Genomic DNA, 17,260 nt, shown 5'->3' on the forward strand with positions numbered 1-17,260 from the left:
GCGGCCCTGGTTTGCGACGGCCGCGATGGCGTCCTTCGCCGCGTCCGGGTCCAGGTATTCGCCACCCGGCTTGAGCGGCTTCAGGTCCTCGTCGAGGTCGTAGCGCAGCGGGATGCCCGTGGGGATGTTGAGCCCCGCGATGGCCTCGTCAGAGATGCCGTCGAGGTGCTTGACCAAAGCGCGCAGCGAGTTGCCGTGCGCGGCCACCAGGACGGTCTTGCCGGTGCGCAGGTCCGGGACGATCGACGACTCCCAGTACGGGATCATGCGCTCGACGACGTCCTTGAGGCACTCGGTCAGCGGCAGGTCCGGGCCGAGGTCCGCGTAGCGCGGGTCGGTGTCCTGCGAGTACTCGCTGCCGGGCTCGATGGGCGGCGGCGGGGTGTCGTAGGAGCGGCGCCAGAGCATGAACTGCTCCTCGCCGAACTCCTCGAGGGTCTGCTTCTTGTTCTTGCCCTGCAACGCGCCGTAGTGGCGTTCGTTTAGGCGCCAGTCGCGGCGGACCGGGATCCAGTGCCGGTCGGCGGCGTCCAGCGCCAGGTTCGCGGTCATGATCGCCCGGCGCATCAGCGACGTGTGCAGGATCTCCGGCAGCACACCGGCTTCGCGCAGCAGCTGGCCGCCGCGGCGGGCCTCCCGCTCGCCCTTCTCCGACAGGGGAACGTCCACCCATCCGGTGAACAGGTTCTCCGCGTTCCACGTGCTCTCGCCGTGGCGGAGCAGCACCAAGGTTCCGACAGACATGGCAGCTAGCCTGCCATGCCGACCCTCCTGCCGTACCCCGGCAGGTCACCGTGACCCACGCCATGGGATTCGTCGGCGAGCGAAGACGCCGGGCGGCCGTGCACGCGGCCGGGCGCCGAGATGATCACAGGCCTGCTCACCGGCCCTGACCTGCGGTACAACCCAACTGCAACCGAGGCCGCCTACACCTGGCAGGTCTCCGCCTGATCTGCGGAGGAAGACACATCACGGCGAGGCGGAGCTGCACCACGAGGCTTGGCTGACGGCCACCCTTCAGGCGACACTGCTCGGAGCTCGAGATGAGGAGAGGAGCGCGGCATGAGCGAGTGCGGCGCGCGCATCCTCATCGTCGCGACGGGCCCGCGTCTCTCCAGCGGCTGGCCGTTCTCGACTCTTCTTCAAAAAGTTCGCAGCAATTCCGTCTGAGGCGGGTACTGAACAAGAAACGTGGCGGCTCCTCAGGAAGCCGCCACGTCACGTGGCTCAGGCCTGTTCGCGCGCCCTGAGGTCCTTGCGCAGGATCTTGCCCGACGCCGACTTCGGGATCGCCTCGATGAACTCGACCACGCGCACCTTCTTGTGCGGCGCCACGTGCTCGGCCACGAATGCCATCACGGCTTCCTCGGTGATCGTGGAGTCGGGCTGGCGCACCACGAACGCCTTCGGGACCTCCTCGCCGTCCGCGTCGCGCACGCCGATGACCGCCGCGTCGGCGATCTCGTCGTGGGTCAGCAGCACGGCTTCGAGCTCGGCGGGCGGAACCTGGTAGCCCTTGTACTTGATGAGTTCCTTGACGCGGTCGACGATCGAGACGATGCCGTCGGCGTCGATCACCGCCACGTCGCCGGTGTGCAGCCAGCCGTCGTCGTCGATCGTGGCGGCGGTGGCCTCGGGGTTGTTCAGGTAGCCCTTCATGATGTTCGGGCCCTTGCACCAGAGCTCGCCGCGTTCGCCCACGCCGACGTCGGAGCCGGTGGCCGGGTCGACCAGGCGGCACTCGAGGTTCGGGATGATCACGCCGACCGTGCCGATCGAGATGTCGTCGCGGCCGTCCGGGATCGCGTGGCTGACCGGCGACATCTCGGTCATGCCGTAGCCCTGCGCGACCTTGCAGCCGATGCGCTTCTTCACCGCGTCGGCGAGGTCCTCGTCCAGCGGCGCGGCGCCGGAGAAGAGCATCTTCATCGGCGACAGGTCGTACTGGTCGACGATCGGGTGCTTCGCGAGGGCCACGGCGACCGGTGGGGCGATGTACACGCGGTCGGTCTTGTGCTCGGCGATCACGCGGAGGAACTCGGGCAGCTCGAACTTCGGCAGCGTCACGACGACACCGCCGATGTAGAGGCCGTTGTTCATCAGCACCTGCATGCCGTAGATGTGGAAGAACGGCAGCACAGCAAGAATTCGCGTTTCCGGGCCGACATCCGAAAGAATCGGGCCGCACTGCACGAGATTCGCGACGAGGTTGCGGTGCGTCAGCATCACGCCCTTGGGCAACGCCGTCGTGCCGGACGAGTACGGCAGCACCGCGACGTCCTCGGCCGGGTTGATCTCCACCTCGGGCACCGGGTGGTCGTTGGCGAGCAGCTCACCCAACGACGGGTAGCCCTCGGCGCCGTCGAGCACGACGACGTCGGTCACGCCGGCCTTCGCGGCGCCGGGTGCCGCGTTGGGCAGCAGCACGGACACCGTGAACAGCATCTTCGCGCCCGCGTCGTGCAGCTGGTGCGCGACCTCGTCGGGCGTGTAGAGCGCGTTGATCGTGGTCGCGGTGGCGCCCGCGCGCAGGATGCCGTGGAAGACGACGGCGTAGTACGGCGTGTTCGGGCTGAGGATGCCGACCACGTCGCCCTTGCCGATGCCGCGCGCGGCGAGTGCGGCGGCCATGCGGTCGATCGCCCCGGCGAGCTGGCCGTAGGTGAGCGTCGCGCCGGACATGCCGTCGATCAACGCAACCCGGTCCGCCCGGTCGGCTATGTCGCCGAAAAGCAGCTGGTGCAGCGACACGTCGGGGATCTCGACATCGGGGAACGGACTGCGAAAGACCATGCGGCGACCTCATTCACTCGCTGAACACCCAGCCTGTGGGCACATCGTGATCCAGCCCACTGGGCTGGTCAAGGTCAGCCGGATCGCTACAGAGACGTTACTTAGCGCGACTAAATACACTCGAATGGAGCAATACAAGCACTTGTGATCGCAAGGATGCATCTGGGAAGTTGATACCGCCTCCGCGAGTCGGCTCCCACGCTTACTCGACGAGCGCGAGGCACTTGCGCGGTTCGTCATCCCCCGTCGGATCGCGCGGCCCGCTTGGGATCCGCAGGCTCCCCCCGTCCACGGATCCGATGCAGCGGGGACCTTTGACGCGGAACGGCTCGATGCGACTCCCCCTCTCTCCCGAGCCGTTCCGCGCTCCCCAAAGGTGCACTCTCAGTAGAGCTTGATCACGCAGCTTCGTTCATCCGAGTGACACGCTTTCGGCGACGCAGCACGTAGACCACGGCCGCCGCCGGAATGCCGAGCGCCACCACGAACGGCAGCATCGCGCCCACGCCGACCAAGATCACGCCCACCACGGTGACCAGCGCGTTCCAGCCACCGGCGAGAGCGCCGAAGAAACCGACCTCCTCCTCCGCCGGCGGCGCGATCGGCACGGTCGCGACCCGCACGGTGAGCGTGGCCAGCGCGACCTTGCCCTTCAACGACTCGCTGCGCCGCTGCATCGACTCGAGCTCGGCCTGCCGCTTCGTCAGCTCGGCCTCGACCTGCGCGACCTCCGACGTCGACCCGGCCCGCTCGAACAGCACGCGGAGCCGCTCGACGCTGGCCCGCTGCGTCGCGATCCGCGCCTCGACGTCGACCAGCTGGTCGGTGACGTCCTCGCTGCGCACCTCGCTCCGGGTGACCTCGCCGAAGTTCGCCAGGTCCCGCACGACCTTGTCCAGCTCGTTCGACGGCACCCGCACCGTCACGGTCCCGGAGTCCTTGGTCGAGTTCTCCTCACCGGCGAACCCGCCCGCGGTCTGCGCCCGGTCCTTGATCTGACCGATCGCCTTGAGCACGTCGTCGCTGCGCAGGTCGACGTTCGCCGTGCGCACCAGCTGCCGTTCCTGCTGCTGCACCTGCACGGCCGACTGCGCGTTCTCCTGCTGCGGCGCCTTCTCCTGCGCCACCGGAGGTGCGGCTGCGTCCTTCGCCGACCCCCCACTGCTCATCGCGCCACACCCCGCTGAAACGAGGGCCAGCAACGCGACTCCCACCACCAGCACTGGTCTGCCCATGCCAGTCCGACGGTTCAGGACGGACCAGGGGTTGCCGGGGAAGCCGAAACGAGTTGCCCGCTACTCCGAAACGAGATGTTGGAACGCCTGGAGGTTCGCGAGCGACTCACCGCGCGAGACCCGCCACGCCCACTCCCGGCGGATCGCGTCGGCGAACCCGATCTCGAGCAACGGGTTGAAGTCGCCGTCCGCCGCCTCCAGCACCTGCCCGAGCACGCGGTCCAGCTCGTCCGCGGTCACGGCGTGCTTGCCGACCCGGCCGACCAGGTAAATGTCGCCCTCGGCGTCGATCGTGTAGTGCACGCCGTACAGCCGTGCGTTGCGACGGAGGAGGAACCGGTAGACGTCCTCGAACGACTGGTCCGGCCGCCGGCAGACGAACGCCTCCACGAGCAGCGCGTGCGTCGTCTCGACCAGCCACACGTTGGTCTGCAGCTTCTTGGTGCCCGGCAGCGTGACGAAGAACTTGCCGGGCTCGCGCCGGTCGTACTTCAGCTCCCGTTCGTCCAGAAAAGCCTTGATCACGTCGTCAAGCGAGTCGCTCAAGCGAAAACCTCCCGGCGGAACGCGTCTGCCGCCTCCTGATACCCCGCCAGCAGCGAGTCAGTCGTGCGGTCCCACGAGAAGCGTCGCGCATGCCCCACCGCGTTGCTCGCCAGGTGCTCGCGCTGCGGCAGCGCCACCCCGCTGATCGCCGCCGCCCACTCCTGGGGTTCGTGCCCGTGCACCAGCACGCCGGAGATGCCGTCGTTGACCGCGACCGGCAGCCCGCCGACGGCCGCCGCGACCACCGGCGTACCGCACGCCTGAGCCTCCAGAGCGACCAGCCCGAACGACTCGTTGTAGCTCGGCACCGCCACCAGGTCCGCGGCCCGGTAGACCTCCGCGAGCGCGGGGCCCGGCTGCGGCGGCAGGAAGCGCACCACGTCCGTGATCCCGAGCTGCACGGCCAGCTCCTCCAGCGCCTTCGGCCGTTCCGTGCCACTGCCCGACGGACCGCCGACGATCAGCACGACCAGCCGCGAGCGCAGCCCCGGATCGCGGACCAGCATCTCCGCGGCCGCGCGCAGCAGCACGTCAGGAGCCTTCAACGGCTGGATCCTGCCGACGAACGCCAGCACGATCGCGTCCTGCGGGACGCCCAGCGAGTGCCTGGCCCTGTCGCGGTCGCCGGGGGTGAACCTGTCGAGGTCCACGCCGGGCGGCACCACGACGACCTTGGACGCGTCCGCGTCGTAGAGCTTGATCAGCTCGCTGGCCTCGATGTCGGTGTTGGCCACGAGCCGGTCCGACTCGCCGACCACCTGCTCCTCGCCGATCACCCGCATGCGGGGCTCCGGTGCGTCTCCCTCGGCCAGCGCCAGGTTCTTCACCTTGGCCAGCGTGTGGGCGGTGTGCACGAGCGGCACGCCCCACCGTTCGCGCGCGAGCCACCCGACCTGCCCGGACAGCCAGTAGTGCGAGTGGATCGCGTCGTAGTAGCCGGGCTCGTGGCGTGCCTCGGCGCGTAAAACGCCCGCGGTGAACGCGCAGAGCTGGCCGGGCAGTTCCTCCTTGCCCAGCCCCTCGAACGGTCCCGCGGCGACGTGCCGGACGCGCACGCCCGGCGCGAGCTCGGCCACCGGCGGCAGCTCGGACGACGTGGCGCGGGTGAAGATCTCCACCTCGACGCCGCGCTGCGCCATCCGCGTGGCCGTCTGCACGATGTAGACGTTCATCCCGCCGGCGTCACCCGTCCCTGGCTGCTCCAGCGGCGACGTGTGCACCGAGAGCACCGCGACGCGCTTCATCGGACGAACCGCTTCAGGTCGCTGGAGAACCTCTGGGGCCGCTCCAGGAAGGGTGCGTGCGCTGTGTCGGGATACAGGCTCAACTCGGCTCCGGGGATCAGGGCGGCGGAGTACTCGGCGGCAGCGGGAGCGACCACCTCGTCTTGAGTTCCGTGCACCACGAGGGTCGGCACGTCGACGCCTGCCAGCACGTCAGCGCTGCCCACATCCCTGCGGAACAGCTCACCTCGCACTTTATGGCTCACGGAGGTGGCGGCGGCTGTGAGTTCGGCGACCGTCTCAGCAGGCAGAACGGGCGCCATGTCCCGGCAGAACCGCGCCATCGCGGCGTCGTCGGTGATGGCGGCGGGCAACGCGGCCCGCATCACGGGCCCGGTCTCGCCTCCTGGGCGACCGCGGCCGATCTCGGTGATGGCGCTCACGAACACCAGCGCGGTGATGTTCGACGTGCCGTGGAAGCGCAGGTGGTCGGCGATCACGAGCCCGCCGTAGGACCAGCCGACGACCGTCGCGGGCCCGGTGTGGTCGAGCACGGCCTTGAGGTCCTCGGCCCACGCGGCGGAGTCCCGGTAGTCGCCGAAGTCGTCCGACTCGCCGTGTCCGCGCAAGTCGACGGCGTACGTGTGGAAGTCCGGCAGGTCCCAGACAGCGCCCGTCTGCGCCCAACCGTGGACGAGCACCACCGGTGGCGCGCCGGGCGGGCCTGCCTCACGGACGGCCAGTCGTCCCCCGCCGGCCGCCGTCACGTGTGTCAGCTGCACACATGCACAAACGACCACGTCAGGGCGCGCATTCCCACCGTTCCTGGTTTGGCGGGAAAAGCACGTTCGGGCCATCTATCGGCCCGAACGTGCTTTTCGCGCCAATCAACAAGGGCTATTTGGCGGCGGACTTCTCCTGCCACTGCGCCCACGGGATCTGCCAGTCGTACCAGTCGAACTGGGCCGGCAGCGTCGTGATCGAACCGGTCACCTCGACCGGGTCGCCGACCAGCGCCGAGTCGTAGTACGCCTTCGCGTCGGCTTCCAGCAGGTTCGCGCAGCCGTGCGAGGAGTTGACCTTGCCGATGTTGCCCGCGTTGTCGTTGTTCTCGTGGATGAACTCGCCGTGGTTGGAGAACCGGACGGCCCACTTCTTGACGACGTTGGTGTAGCCGTAGCGCGGGTTGTCGAACGACCACGTGTCGTGCTTCGACATGACCACGAACGTGCCGTTCGGCGTCGTCAGCTCCGGGTCCGCGTCCTTGCCGAACGAGGCCGGGTACGAGGCGACCTGCTGGCCGTCGCGCAGGACCACGAGCTGGTGCGTCGGGTTGTCGATCTTCACGACCTGGTTGCGGCCGATGGCGAACTCGCTCGTCACGTCGGCCTTGCCGAACGCGCCGCCGCCGTAGTTCACGCCGTAGAGCTTGGCCTCGACCTTGATCTTGGTGTTCGCCGGCCAGTACTTCTCCGGCCGGTAGTGCACTTCCTGGGCACTGAGCCACGCCCACGTGCCCTGGACGTTCGCCGAGTTCGTGACCTTGAGGGCCTTCTCGACAGTCGCCTTGTCCTGGACCGGCGCCTCGAACTTGACCATGATCGGCGCCGCGACGCCGACGGTCTGGTTGTCGCCGGGCCAGAGCGTCGCGCGGGTCTGCGAACCGGGCGCGACGGTGGTGAACGAGCCCTTGAGCTCGACCGGCTTGCCGTCGGTGCCGACGACCTTGCCGGAGTAGCTGTACGTCTTGCCGTAGCCCAGCGGCTCGGCGGCGGTCCAGCCGGACTTGTCCTCCGTCAGCGTGCCCTTGACCTCGGTGCCCTCTGGCGACTTCACCGCGACGGACTCGATCTTGCCGTCCACCACGGTCACCTGCACCGGCGACGTCACCTGCACGTCCTTGGTGCCGTCCACCGGGGACAGGGTGACCTTCGCCGACGGCAGCGAGCTGTCCGCCTTCGGTGACCCCGCCTCGACACTCGAGCAACCGGTCAGCAGCGTCAGCCCGACGACCAGCGCGGCAAGTGTTCTCTTCACGGTTTCGACCTCCCACCAGAGTGGACGTCCAGCACCCCATGACGGTGTGAGTGACGTCGGTCACACCCACTTCGGCGGCCTACGATCGAAGTCGTGAATCGACCTGTCGCAGTTGTGACCGGAGCTAGCGCGGGCATCGGCGAGGCCACCGCGCGGCGGCTGGCCGCCGAGGGCTTCCACGTCGTGCTCGGCGCACGTCGTCTGGACCGTCTCCACGTTATCGCGAAAGAGATCGACGGGACGGCCATCGAGCTGGACGTCACCGACGAGGCCTCCGTCGCCGCTTTCGCCGACGGGGTACCCGAATGCAACGTGCTCGTGAACAACGCGGGTGGCGCGCGCGGGCTCTCGACCGTCGCCGAGGGCAACCCGGACGAGTGGCGGTGGATGTGGGAGGCGAACGTCCTCGGCACCCTGCTGGTGACCAAGGCCTTCATCCCGAAGCTGATCGCGTCGGGAGACGGGCACATCGTGTCCGTGACGTCCGTGGCGGCACGTGACGCGTACGACAACGGGTCCGGCTACACCAGCGCCAAGCACGCGCAGTCGGCACTGCACCGGACGTTGCGCGGCGAGCTGCTCGGCCAGCCGGTGCGGGTCACCGAGATCCTGCCGGGCATGGTCGAGACGGACTTCTCCGCCAACAGGTTCGACGGGGACACCGAGCGCGCGGCCAAGGTCTACCAGGGCCTGACGCCGCTCACCGCCGACGACGTGGCGGACGTCATCGCGTTCGCGGTCACCCGGCCGTCCCACGTGAACCTCGACGAGATCGTGCTCAAGCCGCGGGCTCAGGTCTCCGCGACTCGGGTACACCGGGTGTGAGCAGCTCCACGTCCAGCTGACGCAGGACGGGCCCGACGGGGTTCGCGTACCCGGTCGGGCCCGTCCCCGCCACGTACAGGCCGACGACCCGGTTGTCGGCGTCGACGAGAACGGCACCGCTGTCGCCGTGGTCGCCGAAGCGTTCGGACGAGTACACCCGGATCTGGTCGCGCAACGTCCTGACGCCGAGCCCGTCGCCGAAGTCGAGCCGCAGCGTCGCGTCGGCCGACGTGATCACGCCGTGCGTGAGTCCGGTGGTGCGGCCGCGTTTGCGCACGGTCGAGCCGACGACCGCCTCCGCGCTGCCCGTGATCGCGCCGACGTCGAGCACCTCGGCGCGGATCGGCCGCGCGCCCATCCGCAGGCCGGCCGCGCAGACAGATCCGGCCAGCGCCGCGCGGTCGAGCACCGCCACCTGGTCGGCACCGGGCACGCCACCGTCCACTCTGGACGGATGCACGAACTCGTCGCCGACCGACCACGAGTCGTCGACACAACCGACGTGGAACGTGGTGAGCCCCAACACCTTCCGCGCGTCGTCCCTGGTGACGACGAACGCGCCGAGGGTGCCGGCGATCACGTACTCCCCGGCCACCGGGACCTCGGGCGGGACGACCCTGAAGGACCGTGCGGGCCCGATGCTGAGACCACCGCGCAGCACCGGATGCCGTTCCGCCGCAACGGGTTCGGCAGTGCGGGTGACCCGTGCGCGGTGTAGCACGATCGACTCGGCGACCACGTCCGTCGGCACACCGCCAACCTCGGCCGGGATCTGCTGCGGGTGCAGTGGACCCTTGGCGCACACGTAGACCACGATCGCGGCCCGGCCCGTGGGGCGTCCGCCGGTGACCTTCTCGCCGATGTCGACGCCGATCACACCCGGCCGGGACAGGAACTCGTCTTCGACCATGCGCTTGATCGGCCTGATGATCTCTCGCGCGTTCTCGTCGAGGTAGCCCACAGCGACCTCCCGTTCCCCTGACCTCCATGAAACACGCCGGGTAGCGATTGGTCACATAGAGTCACCCGAACAGACCTACAGCCGAACGCCTACGAAGACCGGTTCCGGGTGCAGCTCCACGCCGAACGCCGCCCGCACGCCGTCGCGCACCTCGCGGGCCAGGTCGAGCAGGTCCTCGGTGGACGCGCCGCCGCGGTTCGTGAGCGCCAGCGTGTGCTTGCTGGACAGCGACACCCGGCCGCCGGGGCCCTGGTGGCCCTTGCGGAACCCGGCGCGCTCGATCAGCCACGCGGCGGAGAGCTTCTTCTGGCCGGGACCCGCCGGGTGGACGGGGACGTTCACGTCGGCGCCGAGACGTTCGGAGATGCGGATCAGCACGCTCGCGAACGTCGCCTCGTCGATGATCGGGTTGGTGAAGAACGAGCCGGCGCTCCACGTGTCGTGGTCGGTGGCGTCGAGCACCATGCCCTTGCCGCGGCGCAGCTCCAGCACGGCCTTGCGGGCCTCGTCGGCCGGAACGCGATCACCTTGCGCCACACCGAGAACGCGCGCCAGCTCGGCGTAGCGGATGGGCGCGGACATGCCGCCGGCGGTCAGCGAGAACCTGGTGCGCAGCACGACGGCGCTGTCGGTGCCCTTGAGCACGCTGGTGCGGTAGTCGAGGCCGAGCTTGGCGGCGGGCACCTGGTGCACCTTGCCGCTGCGCCGGTCGAGAAGATCCACCGACTGCAGCACCTGGGAGATCTCGACGCCGTACGCGCCGACGTTCTGCACCGGCGTGGCGCCGTTGAGGCCGGGGATGCCGGACAGGCACTCGAGGCCGCCGAGCCCCTGCGCGACCGCCTCGGCGACGACCGCGTCCCACTCCTCGCCCGCCTCGACGGTGAACTGGACGATCCCGCCGCCCAGCGGGTCGAGGCGGAAACCCTTGGTGGCGACGTGCACCACGGTGCCGTCGAAGCCGCCGTCCGAGATCACGAGGTTCGATCCGCCGCCGAGCACGAGGACCTTCTCGTCGGCGGCGGCGTCGGCTGTTCGCACGGCTTCGACCAGCTCAGCGGCGGTCGTGGCGTGGACGAACCGCGCGGCCGGGCCACCGAGTCGGAGCGTGGTGCGCTCGGCCAGAGGTACGGACTGCGTGGTGGTCACAGGCGTCAACGGTAGCCTCCGCGACATGGCACGCCGCATCGAGCACCACACCACGTCACCCCATTCGGCGGAGAAGGTCTTCGGCGCGTTGGTCGACGAGACTTATCTGCGGGACCGGCTGGCCGAGATCGGCGGCACGAACGCCGAGCTCGTGATGTTCACCACCACCGAGGTGAGGACGTCCTACCAGCTCAAGCAGGGTGTGCCCGCAGAACACCTGCCGTCGATGGCCAAGTCCCTGCTGGGCGGTGACCTGGTGATCCAGCGGATCGAGAACTGGGCCGCGCTCGCGGGCACGGTCGAGGTGACGCTGGGCGGCGTGCCCGGCCGGCTGGACGGTGCGTTCACCATCACGGACAACGGTTCCGGTTCGAAGCTCACCCTCACGGGGGAGGTCAAGGTCAGCATCCCGCTCATGGGCGGCAAGCTCGAGAAGCTGATCGCCGAGCAGGTCACCGTGCTGCTCGACAAGGAGAGCGAGTTCACGTCCGAATGGCTCGCAAACCGCGGCTAGCGGCCGGCCGGGCCCGTGCGCTCGGCCTGCCGACGCGCGGCACGACCAACCCGAACCGCCTGCGCAGGGTCGACCGGTGGATGACCGGCACGCTGTCCGACCTGCTCCTGTCGGCAGCCGATCCGCTCGTCGTGGACCTCGGGTACGGGTCGTCGCCGATCACCACCGTCGAGATGGCTTCGCGCCTGCGTTCGGTGCGCCCCGACATGCGCGTGCTCGGGCTGGAGATCGACACCGAGCGGGTCGAGGCGGGCAAGGCCGTGGCAGACCCGCCGTGGCTGGACTTCCGGCGCGGCGGCTTCGAGCTCGCGGGGGCGCGGCCGGTGTTGTTGCGCGCGTTCAACGTGCTGCGCCAGTACACCGAGGAGCAGGCGTTCGAGGCGTGGGACACGATGCTGTCCCGCATGGCGCCCGGCGGACTGGTCGTCGAGGGCACCTGTGACGAGATCGGCAGGCGCTGCACGTGGGTGACGCTGTCCGCGGAGGGGCCTCAGACGTTCACGCTGGCGTGCAAGCCGTCCGGCATCGAGGTGCCGTCGGACCTCGCCGAGCGACTGCCCAAGGCGTTGATCCACAAGAACGTGCCGGGCGAGCGCGTGCACGCGTTGCTGGCGGAGCTGGACGCGTGCTGGGCCACTGCGGCCCCCTTCGCGCCGTTCGGGCCGCGTGCGCGGTGGGTGGAGTCGGCGCGGCTGCTCGCTGAGCGGGGCTGGCCGGTGCTGGACGACCGGCGGCGTTGGCGGCTGGGCGAAATCTCGCTCGAATGGGCCGCCGTCGCGCCGTAGGGTTTCGTCGTGGACTTCGTCGCGGAGATCGAGAAGCAGGCTTCGGCGATGCGCACCGCGTGCGTGCAGGCGGGCCCGGAGGCCCCGGTGCCGACCTGTCCGAAGTGGACGGTGCACGACCTGGTCACGCACCAGGCGCGCGTGCACTCCTGGGCAGGCAAGGCGTTGGCGACACCGCCGAGCAACGAGCCACCCCGCCCGGACGAACAGCCGTCCGCGGAAGGCCCCTCGGCGTGGAACGACCTGCTCACGTGGTGGGACGAGCGGCTGGCCATCCTGCTGGACCGGTTGCGCACGACCGCGCCGGACACTCCCGTGTGGACGTTCAACGGCGAGAACGTGGCGTCGTTCTGGGCCCAGCGCCAGGCGCACGAGACCGCCATCCACCGCCTCGACGCCCTGCACGCCGTCGGCGACGTGCCCACGCTGCTGTGGACCCCGGAGTTCGCGGCCGACGGCGTCGACGAGTACTTCACGCGGCTCATGCCCCGAGCGGTGAACCGCGTGCCGATCGACGTGACCGGCACGATCCTCTTCCACGCGGCCGACGCCGGCCGCACGTGGGAGCTGCGACTGGCCCCCGGCGAGCCCGTGGTCGTGAGCCCGGTCCAGGACGCGGCCGTCGACGAGGACGCCACCGTCGCGGGCACGGCAGACGCCATCTATCGCGCCGTGTGGGGCCGTCCGAGCCCCGCGATCGTGTCCGGGAACCGGGCCCTGTTGGACGGACTGCGCAGGCCGTGAATACTTCTGCGGCGTGTCATCGCCTGAGCGTCGCTATGTGATCACCTTCGGCTGCCCGGACCGCACCGGCATCATCGCGAGGATCTCGTCGTTCCTCGCGGAGCACGGCGGCTGGATCGTCGAGGCCGCGTACCACACCGACCCGGAGACGGGCTGGTTCTTCACGCGCCAGGAGGTCCGCGCGGACTCCCTGCCGTTCGACGTGGACGAGCTGCGGGCCCAGTTCACCGAGGTGGCCGCCGGCCTGGGCGCGCAGTCGACGTGGACGGTGACCGACACGGGCGTGCGCAAGCGCGTGGTGATCCTGGCCTCGAAGGAAGGCCACTGCCTCTACGACCTGCTGGCCCGCGTGGCGACCGGCGAGCTGGACGTCGAGGTGTCGGCCGTCATCGCCAACCACCCGGAACTCGGCGACATCACCCGAGCCCACGGCATCCCGTTCCACCACGTGCCGTTCCCCACGAACGACCCGGAAGGCAAGCAAGCCGCGTTCGCCCAGCTGCGCCAACTCGTGGACAAGCACGACCCGCACGCCGTGGTCCTGGCCCGCTTCATGCAGATCCTGCCGCCGGAACTCTGCGCGGCCTGGTCAGGCCGCACGATCAACATCCACCACAGCTTCCTGCCGTCGTTCATCGGCGCCCGCCCGTACCACCAGGCACACCGCCGCGGCGTGAAGCTGGTGGGCGCGACGTGCCACTACGTGACGGCGGACCTGGACGCGGGCCCGATCATCGAGCAGGACGTGCTGCGCGTGCACCACGGCGACTCGGTGGCGGACATGGTGCGCAAGGGGCGGGACATCGAGAAGGTGGTGCTGGCGCGCGGGCTGCGGTGGCACCTGGAGGACCGGGTGCTGGTGCACGGCAACCAGACGGTGATCTTCTGAGCGTTTACCAGCTTTCCTTGCGGTAGACCGTCTTCTCGCTGAAGTCCTCGTCGGGCTGCACGGGCTTCTGCTGCTGCGTCTCGGGCGCGGGCGGTGCGGGGACCGACACGTCGGTGTCCAGCTCGTTGGCGTGGTTGCCGGCGACCTGGCGGAACTCGTCGAGGACGTTGGTGGCTGCCTGTTCGCGGGCGGTCCTGGTGATGGCGAGGACCTTGGTCGCCAGGTCGGTGTGGCCCTCGATCTTCAGGTCCAGCAGGGCGCCGTTCGGGGCGACCGTGACGGTGACGGACTTGTCCTCGGTCGTCACCGTGGTGCCTGCCGATTCGAGGTTGCGGCGGAAGGCCGCGGCGTTGCGCTGGAGTTCGGCGGTCTTGGCCTCGAAGTCGGCGAGCCATTCGTCGGGGGTCATCTTGGTGCTCATTTCCTCTCCGGCTTGGGACCGTACTTCTCGTTCAACTCTGCGACTTGCGCTTTGTCGTACATGTCAATTTTAATCGGCCCGTTGAAAAGGATGATCGACTCGTCTTTGACCGGAGTTTCAGGCATCGTCTCAGACCTGAACATCGACGACGAGAAAACCACGTTCGCCGTACTCTGCCAGTAGTCGCGCTTTACGATCTCGACGAGTTCTTGAACCAACGAGTCCGAGGCGGTTTCCGGCTTCAACGCAGCCCTGACTGAAATGGCCTGCCGATCAATCGCCTTCCGATACTCGTAGGTGGCGTCCGCCACTCCCGGTACCGCCCGCCAGTCTGCGACGATCTTCTTTCCCAGCTCATCGTTGATCTTGTCGACAATGGCGGACTCCGTCGGCCGTCCGCCACATCCCGCCATGAGGACGAGCGCAGACAACGCAGCCGCTGCGCGCAACAGGGTCATTTCTTCTTCTCGCCTTCACGATCAATGCGATAGGTGTGCATCTCGGACGACGTTCCACCAGTGAAGGCACCCAAGCCGTCCTTGTACCGCTGCACAGAGGGATTGCCACCCTGGTCGAGCTCGCGGGCCACGGCCGCGTAGTTGTCCTCAATCCTGTGGTTTCCGGTCACGGTGTTCTGCTGGTTGTCGAACTGAACCGTGGTGCGATTCGGACTGTCCGGGTTCTCGGACGCGTCAAGTCGAGGAACGATGTCGTTTCGATTTTCCAGCGACAAAACCTGCACGTTGTCCGGAACGTCAATCCGACCGACCGGCGAACCGGCGGTGAGCACGTGCGTCACGTTGTACCCGTTGGCGACGAGGTCTCCCGTTGCTTGCGCCGCGACGATACCGCCCTGGCTGTGGCCGACCAGCATCACCGGTACGCCTGTGCCGTGAGCCCCTGCCCTGCTCAACGCCTCCTCGATGCCCTTTTGCAGCACGGTGTTGTTGCCGGCCATCGCATCGATGTTGGTGCCGGTGTCGTTCGACCCGTCCGTGGTGAACGGGGCGTTCCACGCCTTTGTGCCGGGAATGTCAACCACGTAACCGGTCACCTTGCCGTTCGCGTCCCGGATGATCTGGACGTCGAGGTTGGCAGGGTCGGGGCTTTGGTCGTTCTCGTGCTGCTTGGAGTCGTTGCGCCTGGCCAGGCCGTCGAGCAGGTCACCCAGGTTCTTCGGTTCGTCCGGATTCGAGGTCCGCGAGTCGGTCACCTCGGCGTCGCTGTCCGGGTAGCTGGCGGCCAGCAGATCCAAGCTGGTGGCGAGGTCCATCGGGATACCCAGCGCGCTGAGCATCCCTGGCGTCATGCCGACCAGGTTGTCGACCATGCCGGGGTGGTTGACCAGCCACTTCTCCCAGTCGCCGTCGTAGTTGAGGTAGACGTCGGCGGCGATCCCGCCACCACCCACCAGAGCGGCACCAGGAGGGTTGGTCGCCACCGCCAGACCGCCGAACCACCGCGCGGCGTCCAAGCCCTTCGCGGCCAGGTCGTCGGCCACTTCGTAGGCGATCCTCGACGCCTTGAAAGCCTCGCTGCGCAGTCCGATCGCGGCAGATGTGGCGGTGAGCCCGTTGGGTCCGTCGAGGGCGACGGCCATCGCTGCCTCGAACTTCACCACGCCGCCGGGATTGAGCAGCGAGGAGGCCAGCACATCGGGCTCGACCAGGAACTTGTGCCCGGCGGCCGCGGTCTTGAGGGTGTCGCCGGCAACATCGGTGGTGAGGTCGCCCATCGCGGCGAGGTCCTCGTACTTGGCCTCGACGCCGCCCGCGCCGCCTTCGACCTGGATGTTCTTCACCGTCATGCCAGCGCTCCCGCCACTGCGGGCGCCACCCAGGTGCCCAGGTCCTCGCGTTGTGCCGGTTCGACGCGCACCATGCGGCGGCCCGAGCCGTCCGGTTCCGGGTCGAGGCCGCTCCAGCCGCCCGCCGTGTGCACCCAGTTGACCTGCGACGTGCCGTTGGCCCAGATGACGAGGCAGCGCAGGGCGCCGTCGGTCTGTTCGGCGACGTTCTGCGCGAGTGAAGCTTCGTCACCGGAAAGCTTGAGCTGGGCCAGTACGGCAGCCGGGGCGTCCGGGTCGGCGGCGCGGAAGAGCCTGGCCGCGCCCATCTCCTGCAACGCTTCCAGCGGCAACCGGCCCTGCAGCGGCTGAGCGTCCTCGGCGCCGCCGAGCCGCGACTCCAGGCTCGTGCCGGCGGGGTCTGCCTGCGGCACGGCGCGGATCAGTTCCTTGCCCAGGTCGACGGACGCGAACATGGACAACTCCACCGCGCCGTCGCCCAACGCAAAGAGAGAAGCGCCCAACGGGCCGTTGACCGCGTGCACGCTGTGCAGGCTCTTCGAGCCGATCGACGCGATGGTGTCCAGCAGAACCGTTGGCCCGGCGAGGATCTGCAGGTTGCGCTCCACCGACGGGTGAACCTCCGCCTCGTCCCCGACGCCCGTCACGACGCGCTTCTTGGTGAGACCGGCCTCCGCGGGACCGATCGCGACGTCGTCGGCCGGCATCCAGTCCGGTGGCAGGTCGACGCCGGTCTTCTCGACCAGGTAAGCGAACTCGCCGGCGGACAGCACCAACCGGTGCGGTGCCGGGGTCACGCGGGCACTCCCTGACCGCGCATGTACTCGCCGACTTCGAGCCACGCCTTGTCGCCGTGCGGAGGCAGGTTGTCCGGGCCCCACTTCCAGCCCGTCCACGGAGGCTGGGGCGGTTGCGGAGCTTGACCACCGCCGAAGCCGAGGGCGTCGGCGACACCGTTCGCGATGTCCCTCACGGCGTCGTTGAACGCGTCGACGGCGCGGTTGAAGGTGTCGATCGCGCTCTTGAACCAGCCGGTGACGGCCTCCGCGATCCGCTTGATCGCGGCGATCATCTCGCGGACCTCCTGGGCGTGCTGCCGCAGCACCGCGGCCGCACCGTCCATTCCTTCCGCGGCCTGGAACAGCTTGCGCCTGTCGCCCTCGACCGTCTCGCGACACCGGTCGGCCGCGACGGACCGCCACTGCATCCGACGTGCGTTGTCGGTCAGCTCGGTGCCGTGCGTGCGAACCGACTCGGCACGCTTCTCGATCTCACCCGCGATGCGGTCCAGCTCGTCCGGATTGCCGTACACCGGTACCTCCGTTCACTCA

The 17,260-nt window shown here is 68.9% G+C and carries 20 protein-coding genes; 5 read left to right on the plus strand and 15 right to left on the minus strand.

All coding sequences use genetic code 11. From position 1 onward, the window contains the following. The 8 genes from ACFOWZ_RS12120 to ACFOWZ_RS12155 form a co-directional block, all read right to left on the minus strand. A partial coding sequence (locus ACFOWZ_RS12120; protein ID WP_030473116.1) for a phosphoglyceromutase occupies positions 1–744 on the minus strand: 744 nt, incomplete at its 3' end. A gap of 5 nt (positions 745–749) precedes the next feature. Further along, positions 750–884, minus strand: coding sequence for a hypothetical protein (locus tag ACFOWZ_RS12125; RefSeq protein ID WP_382371979.1), 135 nt, complete (start codon positions 882–884; stop codon positions 750–752). A gap of 343 nt (positions 885–1,227) precedes the next feature. After that, a complete protein-coding gene (locus ACFOWZ_RS12130; RefSeq protein WP_030473118.1) occupies positions 1,228–2,793 on the minus strand; it encodes a 4-coumarate--CoA ligase family protein in 1,566 nt (521 codons plus the stop codon). A gap of 398 nt (positions 2,794–3,191) precedes the next feature. Beyond that, complete coding sequence (locus ACFOWZ_RS12135; protein WP_382371980.1) at positions 3,192–3,962, minus strand: DUF4349 domain-containing protein; 771 nt, start codon at positions 3,960–3,962, stop codon at positions 3,192–3,194. A gap of 126 nt (positions 3,963–4,088) precedes the next feature. Further along, on the minus strand, positions 4,089–4,574 hold the full coding sequence (locus tag ACFOWZ_RS12140) for a type III secretion system chaperone family protein (RefSeq protein ID WP_382371981.1): 486 nt from the start codon (positions 4,572–4,574) through the stop codon (positions 4,089–4,091). After that, complete coding sequence (gene mshA, locus ACFOWZ_RS12145; protein ID WP_382371982.1) at positions 4,571–5,818, minus strand: D-inositol-3-phosphate glycosyltransferase; 1,248 nt, start codon at positions 5,816–5,818, stop codon at positions 4,571–4,573. Before mshA ends, ACFOWZ_RS12140 begins: the two co-directional genes overlap by 4 nt. Beyond that, complete coding sequence (locus tag ACFOWZ_RS12150) at positions 5,815–6,579, minus strand: alpha/beta fold hydrolase (protein ID WP_382371983.1); 765 nt, start codon at positions 6,577–6,579, stop codon at positions 5,815–5,817. Before ACFOWZ_RS12150 ends, mshA begins: the two co-directional genes overlap by 4 nt. Positions 6,580–6,694: 115 nt before the next feature. After that, positions 6,695–7,834: a L,D-transpeptidase gene (locus ACFOWZ_RS12155; protein WP_382371984.1), complete on the minus strand. Its 1,140-nt coding sequence runs from the start codon at positions 7,832–7,834 to the stop codon at positions 6,695–6,697. Positions 7,835–7,927: 93 nt separating this feature from the next. Here ACFOWZ_RS12155 and ACFOWZ_RS12160 point away from each other — a divergent pair, with 93 nt between their 5' ends. After that, positions 7,928–8,659 carry an SDR family oxidoreductase gene (locus ACFOWZ_RS12160; RefSeq protein ID WP_382371985.1) on the plus strand — a complete coding sequence of 244 codons (732 nt, stop codon included), beginning with the start codon at positions 7,928–7,930 and terminating at the stop codon, positions 8,657–8,659. On the opposite strand, the gene ACFOWZ_RS12165 is transcribed toward ACFOWZ_RS12160, so the two are convergent. Continuing rightward, a complete protein-coding gene (locus ACFOWZ_RS12165; protein ID WP_382371986.1) occupies positions 8,613–9,620 on the minus strand; it encodes a hypothetical protein in 1,008 nt (335 codons plus the stop codon). The two genes, ACFOWZ_RS12160 and ACFOWZ_RS12165, sit on opposite strands and share 47 nt — an antisense overlap. A gap of 75 nt (positions 9,621–9,695) precedes the next feature. Further along, complete coding sequence (locus ACFOWZ_RS12170) at positions 9,696–10,796, minus strand: UDP-N-acetylmuramate dehydrogenase (RefSeq protein WP_382371987.1); 1,101 nt, start codon at positions 10,794–10,796, stop codon at positions 9,696–9,698. Between ACFOWZ_RS12170 and ACFOWZ_RS12175 the strand changes: the two genes are divergently transcribed. The 4 genes from ACFOWZ_RS12175 to purU are packed head-to-tail and all read left to right on the plus strand — an operon-like array spanning position 10,795 to position 13,701. Continuing rightward, positions 10,795–11,283 (plus strand): DUF2505 domain-containing protein, encoded by a 489-nt coding sequence (locus ACFOWZ_RS12175; RefSeq protein ID WP_382371988.1) that lies wholly within the window; start codon positions 10,795–10,797, stop codon positions 11,281–11,283. The genes ACFOWZ_RS12170 and ACFOWZ_RS12175 overlap by 2 nt on opposite strands. Continuing rightward, positions 11,262–12,068: a class I SAM-dependent methyltransferase gene (locus tag ACFOWZ_RS12180; RefSeq protein WP_382371989.1), complete on the plus strand. Its 807-nt coding sequence runs from the start codon at positions 11,262–11,264 to the stop codon at positions 12,066–12,068. The genes ACFOWZ_RS12175 and ACFOWZ_RS12180 overlap by 22 nt, the downstream gene beginning before the upstream one ends. Positions 12,069–12,077: 9 nt before the next feature. Then, entirely contained in the window at positions 12,078–12,812 is a 735-nt protein-coding gene (locus ACFOWZ_RS12185; RefSeq protein ID WP_382371990.1) for a maleylpyruvate isomerase family mycothiol-dependent enzyme, read from the plus strand. Positions 12,813–12,849: 37 nt separating this feature from the next. Next, complete coding sequence (gene purU, locus ACFOWZ_RS12190; RefSeq protein ID WP_382371991.1) at positions 12,850–13,701, plus strand: formyltetrahydrofolate deformylase; 852 nt, start codon at positions 12,850–12,852, stop codon at positions 13,699–13,701. A 4-nt stretch (positions 13,702–13,705) separates the two neighbouring features. Here purU and ACFOWZ_RS12195 read toward each other — a convergent pair whose 3' ends face one another. The 5 genes from ACFOWZ_RS12195 to ACFOWZ_RS12215 are packed head-to-tail and all read right to left on the minus strand — an operon-like array spanning position 13,706 to position 17,241. Then, positions 13,706–14,122 (minus strand): YbaB/EbfC family nucleoid-associated protein, encoded by a 417-nt coding sequence (locus ACFOWZ_RS12195; protein WP_382371992.1) that lies wholly within the window; start codon positions 14,120–14,122, stop codon positions 13,706–13,708. Next, positions 14,119–14,580, minus strand: a complete 462-nt coding sequence (locus ACFOWZ_RS12200; RefSeq protein ID WP_382371993.1) for a hypothetical protein — start codon at positions 14,578–14,580, stop codon at positions 14,119–14,121. Before ACFOWZ_RS12200 ends, ACFOWZ_RS12195 begins: the two co-directional genes overlap by 4 nt. Next, positions 14,577–15,929: a lipase family protein gene (locus tag ACFOWZ_RS12205; protein WP_382371994.1), complete on the minus strand. Its 1,353-nt coding sequence runs from the start codon at positions 15,927–15,929 to the stop codon at positions 14,577–14,579. The genes ACFOWZ_RS12200 and ACFOWZ_RS12205 overlap by 4 nt, the downstream gene beginning before the upstream one ends. Next, positions 15,926–16,726, minus strand: coding sequence for an ESX secretion-associated protein EspG (locus ACFOWZ_RS12210; protein ID WP_382371995.1), 801 nt, complete (start codon positions 16,724–16,726; stop codon positions 15,926–15,928). Before ACFOWZ_RS12210 ends, ACFOWZ_RS12205 begins: the two co-directional genes overlap by 4 nt. Beyond that, the gene (locus tag ACFOWZ_RS12215; protein WP_382371996.1) at positions 16,723–17,241 is read right to left on the minus strand and encodes a putative T7SS-secreted protein; all 519 of its coding nucleotides are present in this window, start codon (positions 17,239–17,241) and stop codon (positions 16,723–16,725) included. The genes ACFOWZ_RS12210 and ACFOWZ_RS12215 overlap by 4 nt, the downstream gene beginning before the upstream one ends. Between the last annotated feature and the right edge of the window lie 19 nt (positions 17,242–17,260).

The organism is Lentzea rhizosphaerae (assembly GCF_042649515.1).
GTDB lineage: Bacteria > Actinomycetota > Actinomycetes > Mycobacteriales > Pseudonocardiaceae > Lentzea > Lentzea aerocolonigenes.

Coding starts and splice junctions, on each gene's coding strand:
- ACFOWZ_RS12200 (WP_382371993.1), bottom strand. CDS start 14,580: ATGACCCTGTTGCGCGCAGCGGCTGCGTTGTCTGCGCTCGTCCTCATG.
- ACFOWZ_RS12205 (WP_382371994.1), bottom strand. CDS start 15,929: ATGACGGTGAAGAACATCCAGGTCGAAGGCGGCGCGGGCGGCGTCGAG.
- ACFOWZ_RS12175 (WP_382371988.1), top strand. CDS start 10,795: ATGGCACGCCGCATCGAGCACCACACCACGTCACCCCATTCGGCGGAG.
- ACFOWZ_RS12130 (WP_030473118.1), bottom strand. CDS start 2,793: ATGGTCTTTCGCAGTCCGTTCCCCGATGTCGAGATCCCCGACGTGTCG.
- mshA (WP_382371982.1), bottom strand. CDS start 5,818: ATGAAGCGCGTCGCGGTGCTCTCGGTGCACACGTCGCCGCTGGAGCAG.
- ACFOWZ_RS12135 (WP_382371980.1), bottom strand. CDS start 3,962: ATGAGCAGTGGGGGGTCGGCGAAGGACGCAGCCGCACCTCCGGTGGCG.
- ACFOWZ_RS12195 (WP_382371992.1), bottom strand. CDS start 14,122: ATGAGCACCAAGATGACCCCCGACGAATGGCTCGCCGACTTCGAGGCC.
- ACFOWZ_RS12170 (WP_382371987.1), bottom strand. CDS start 10,796: ATGTCGCGGAGGCTACCGTTGACGCCTGTGACCACCACGCAGTCCGTA.
- ACFOWZ_RS12180 (WP_382371989.1), top strand. CDS start 11,262: ATGGCTCGCAAACCGCGGCTAGCGGCCGGCCGGGCCCGTGCGCTCGGC.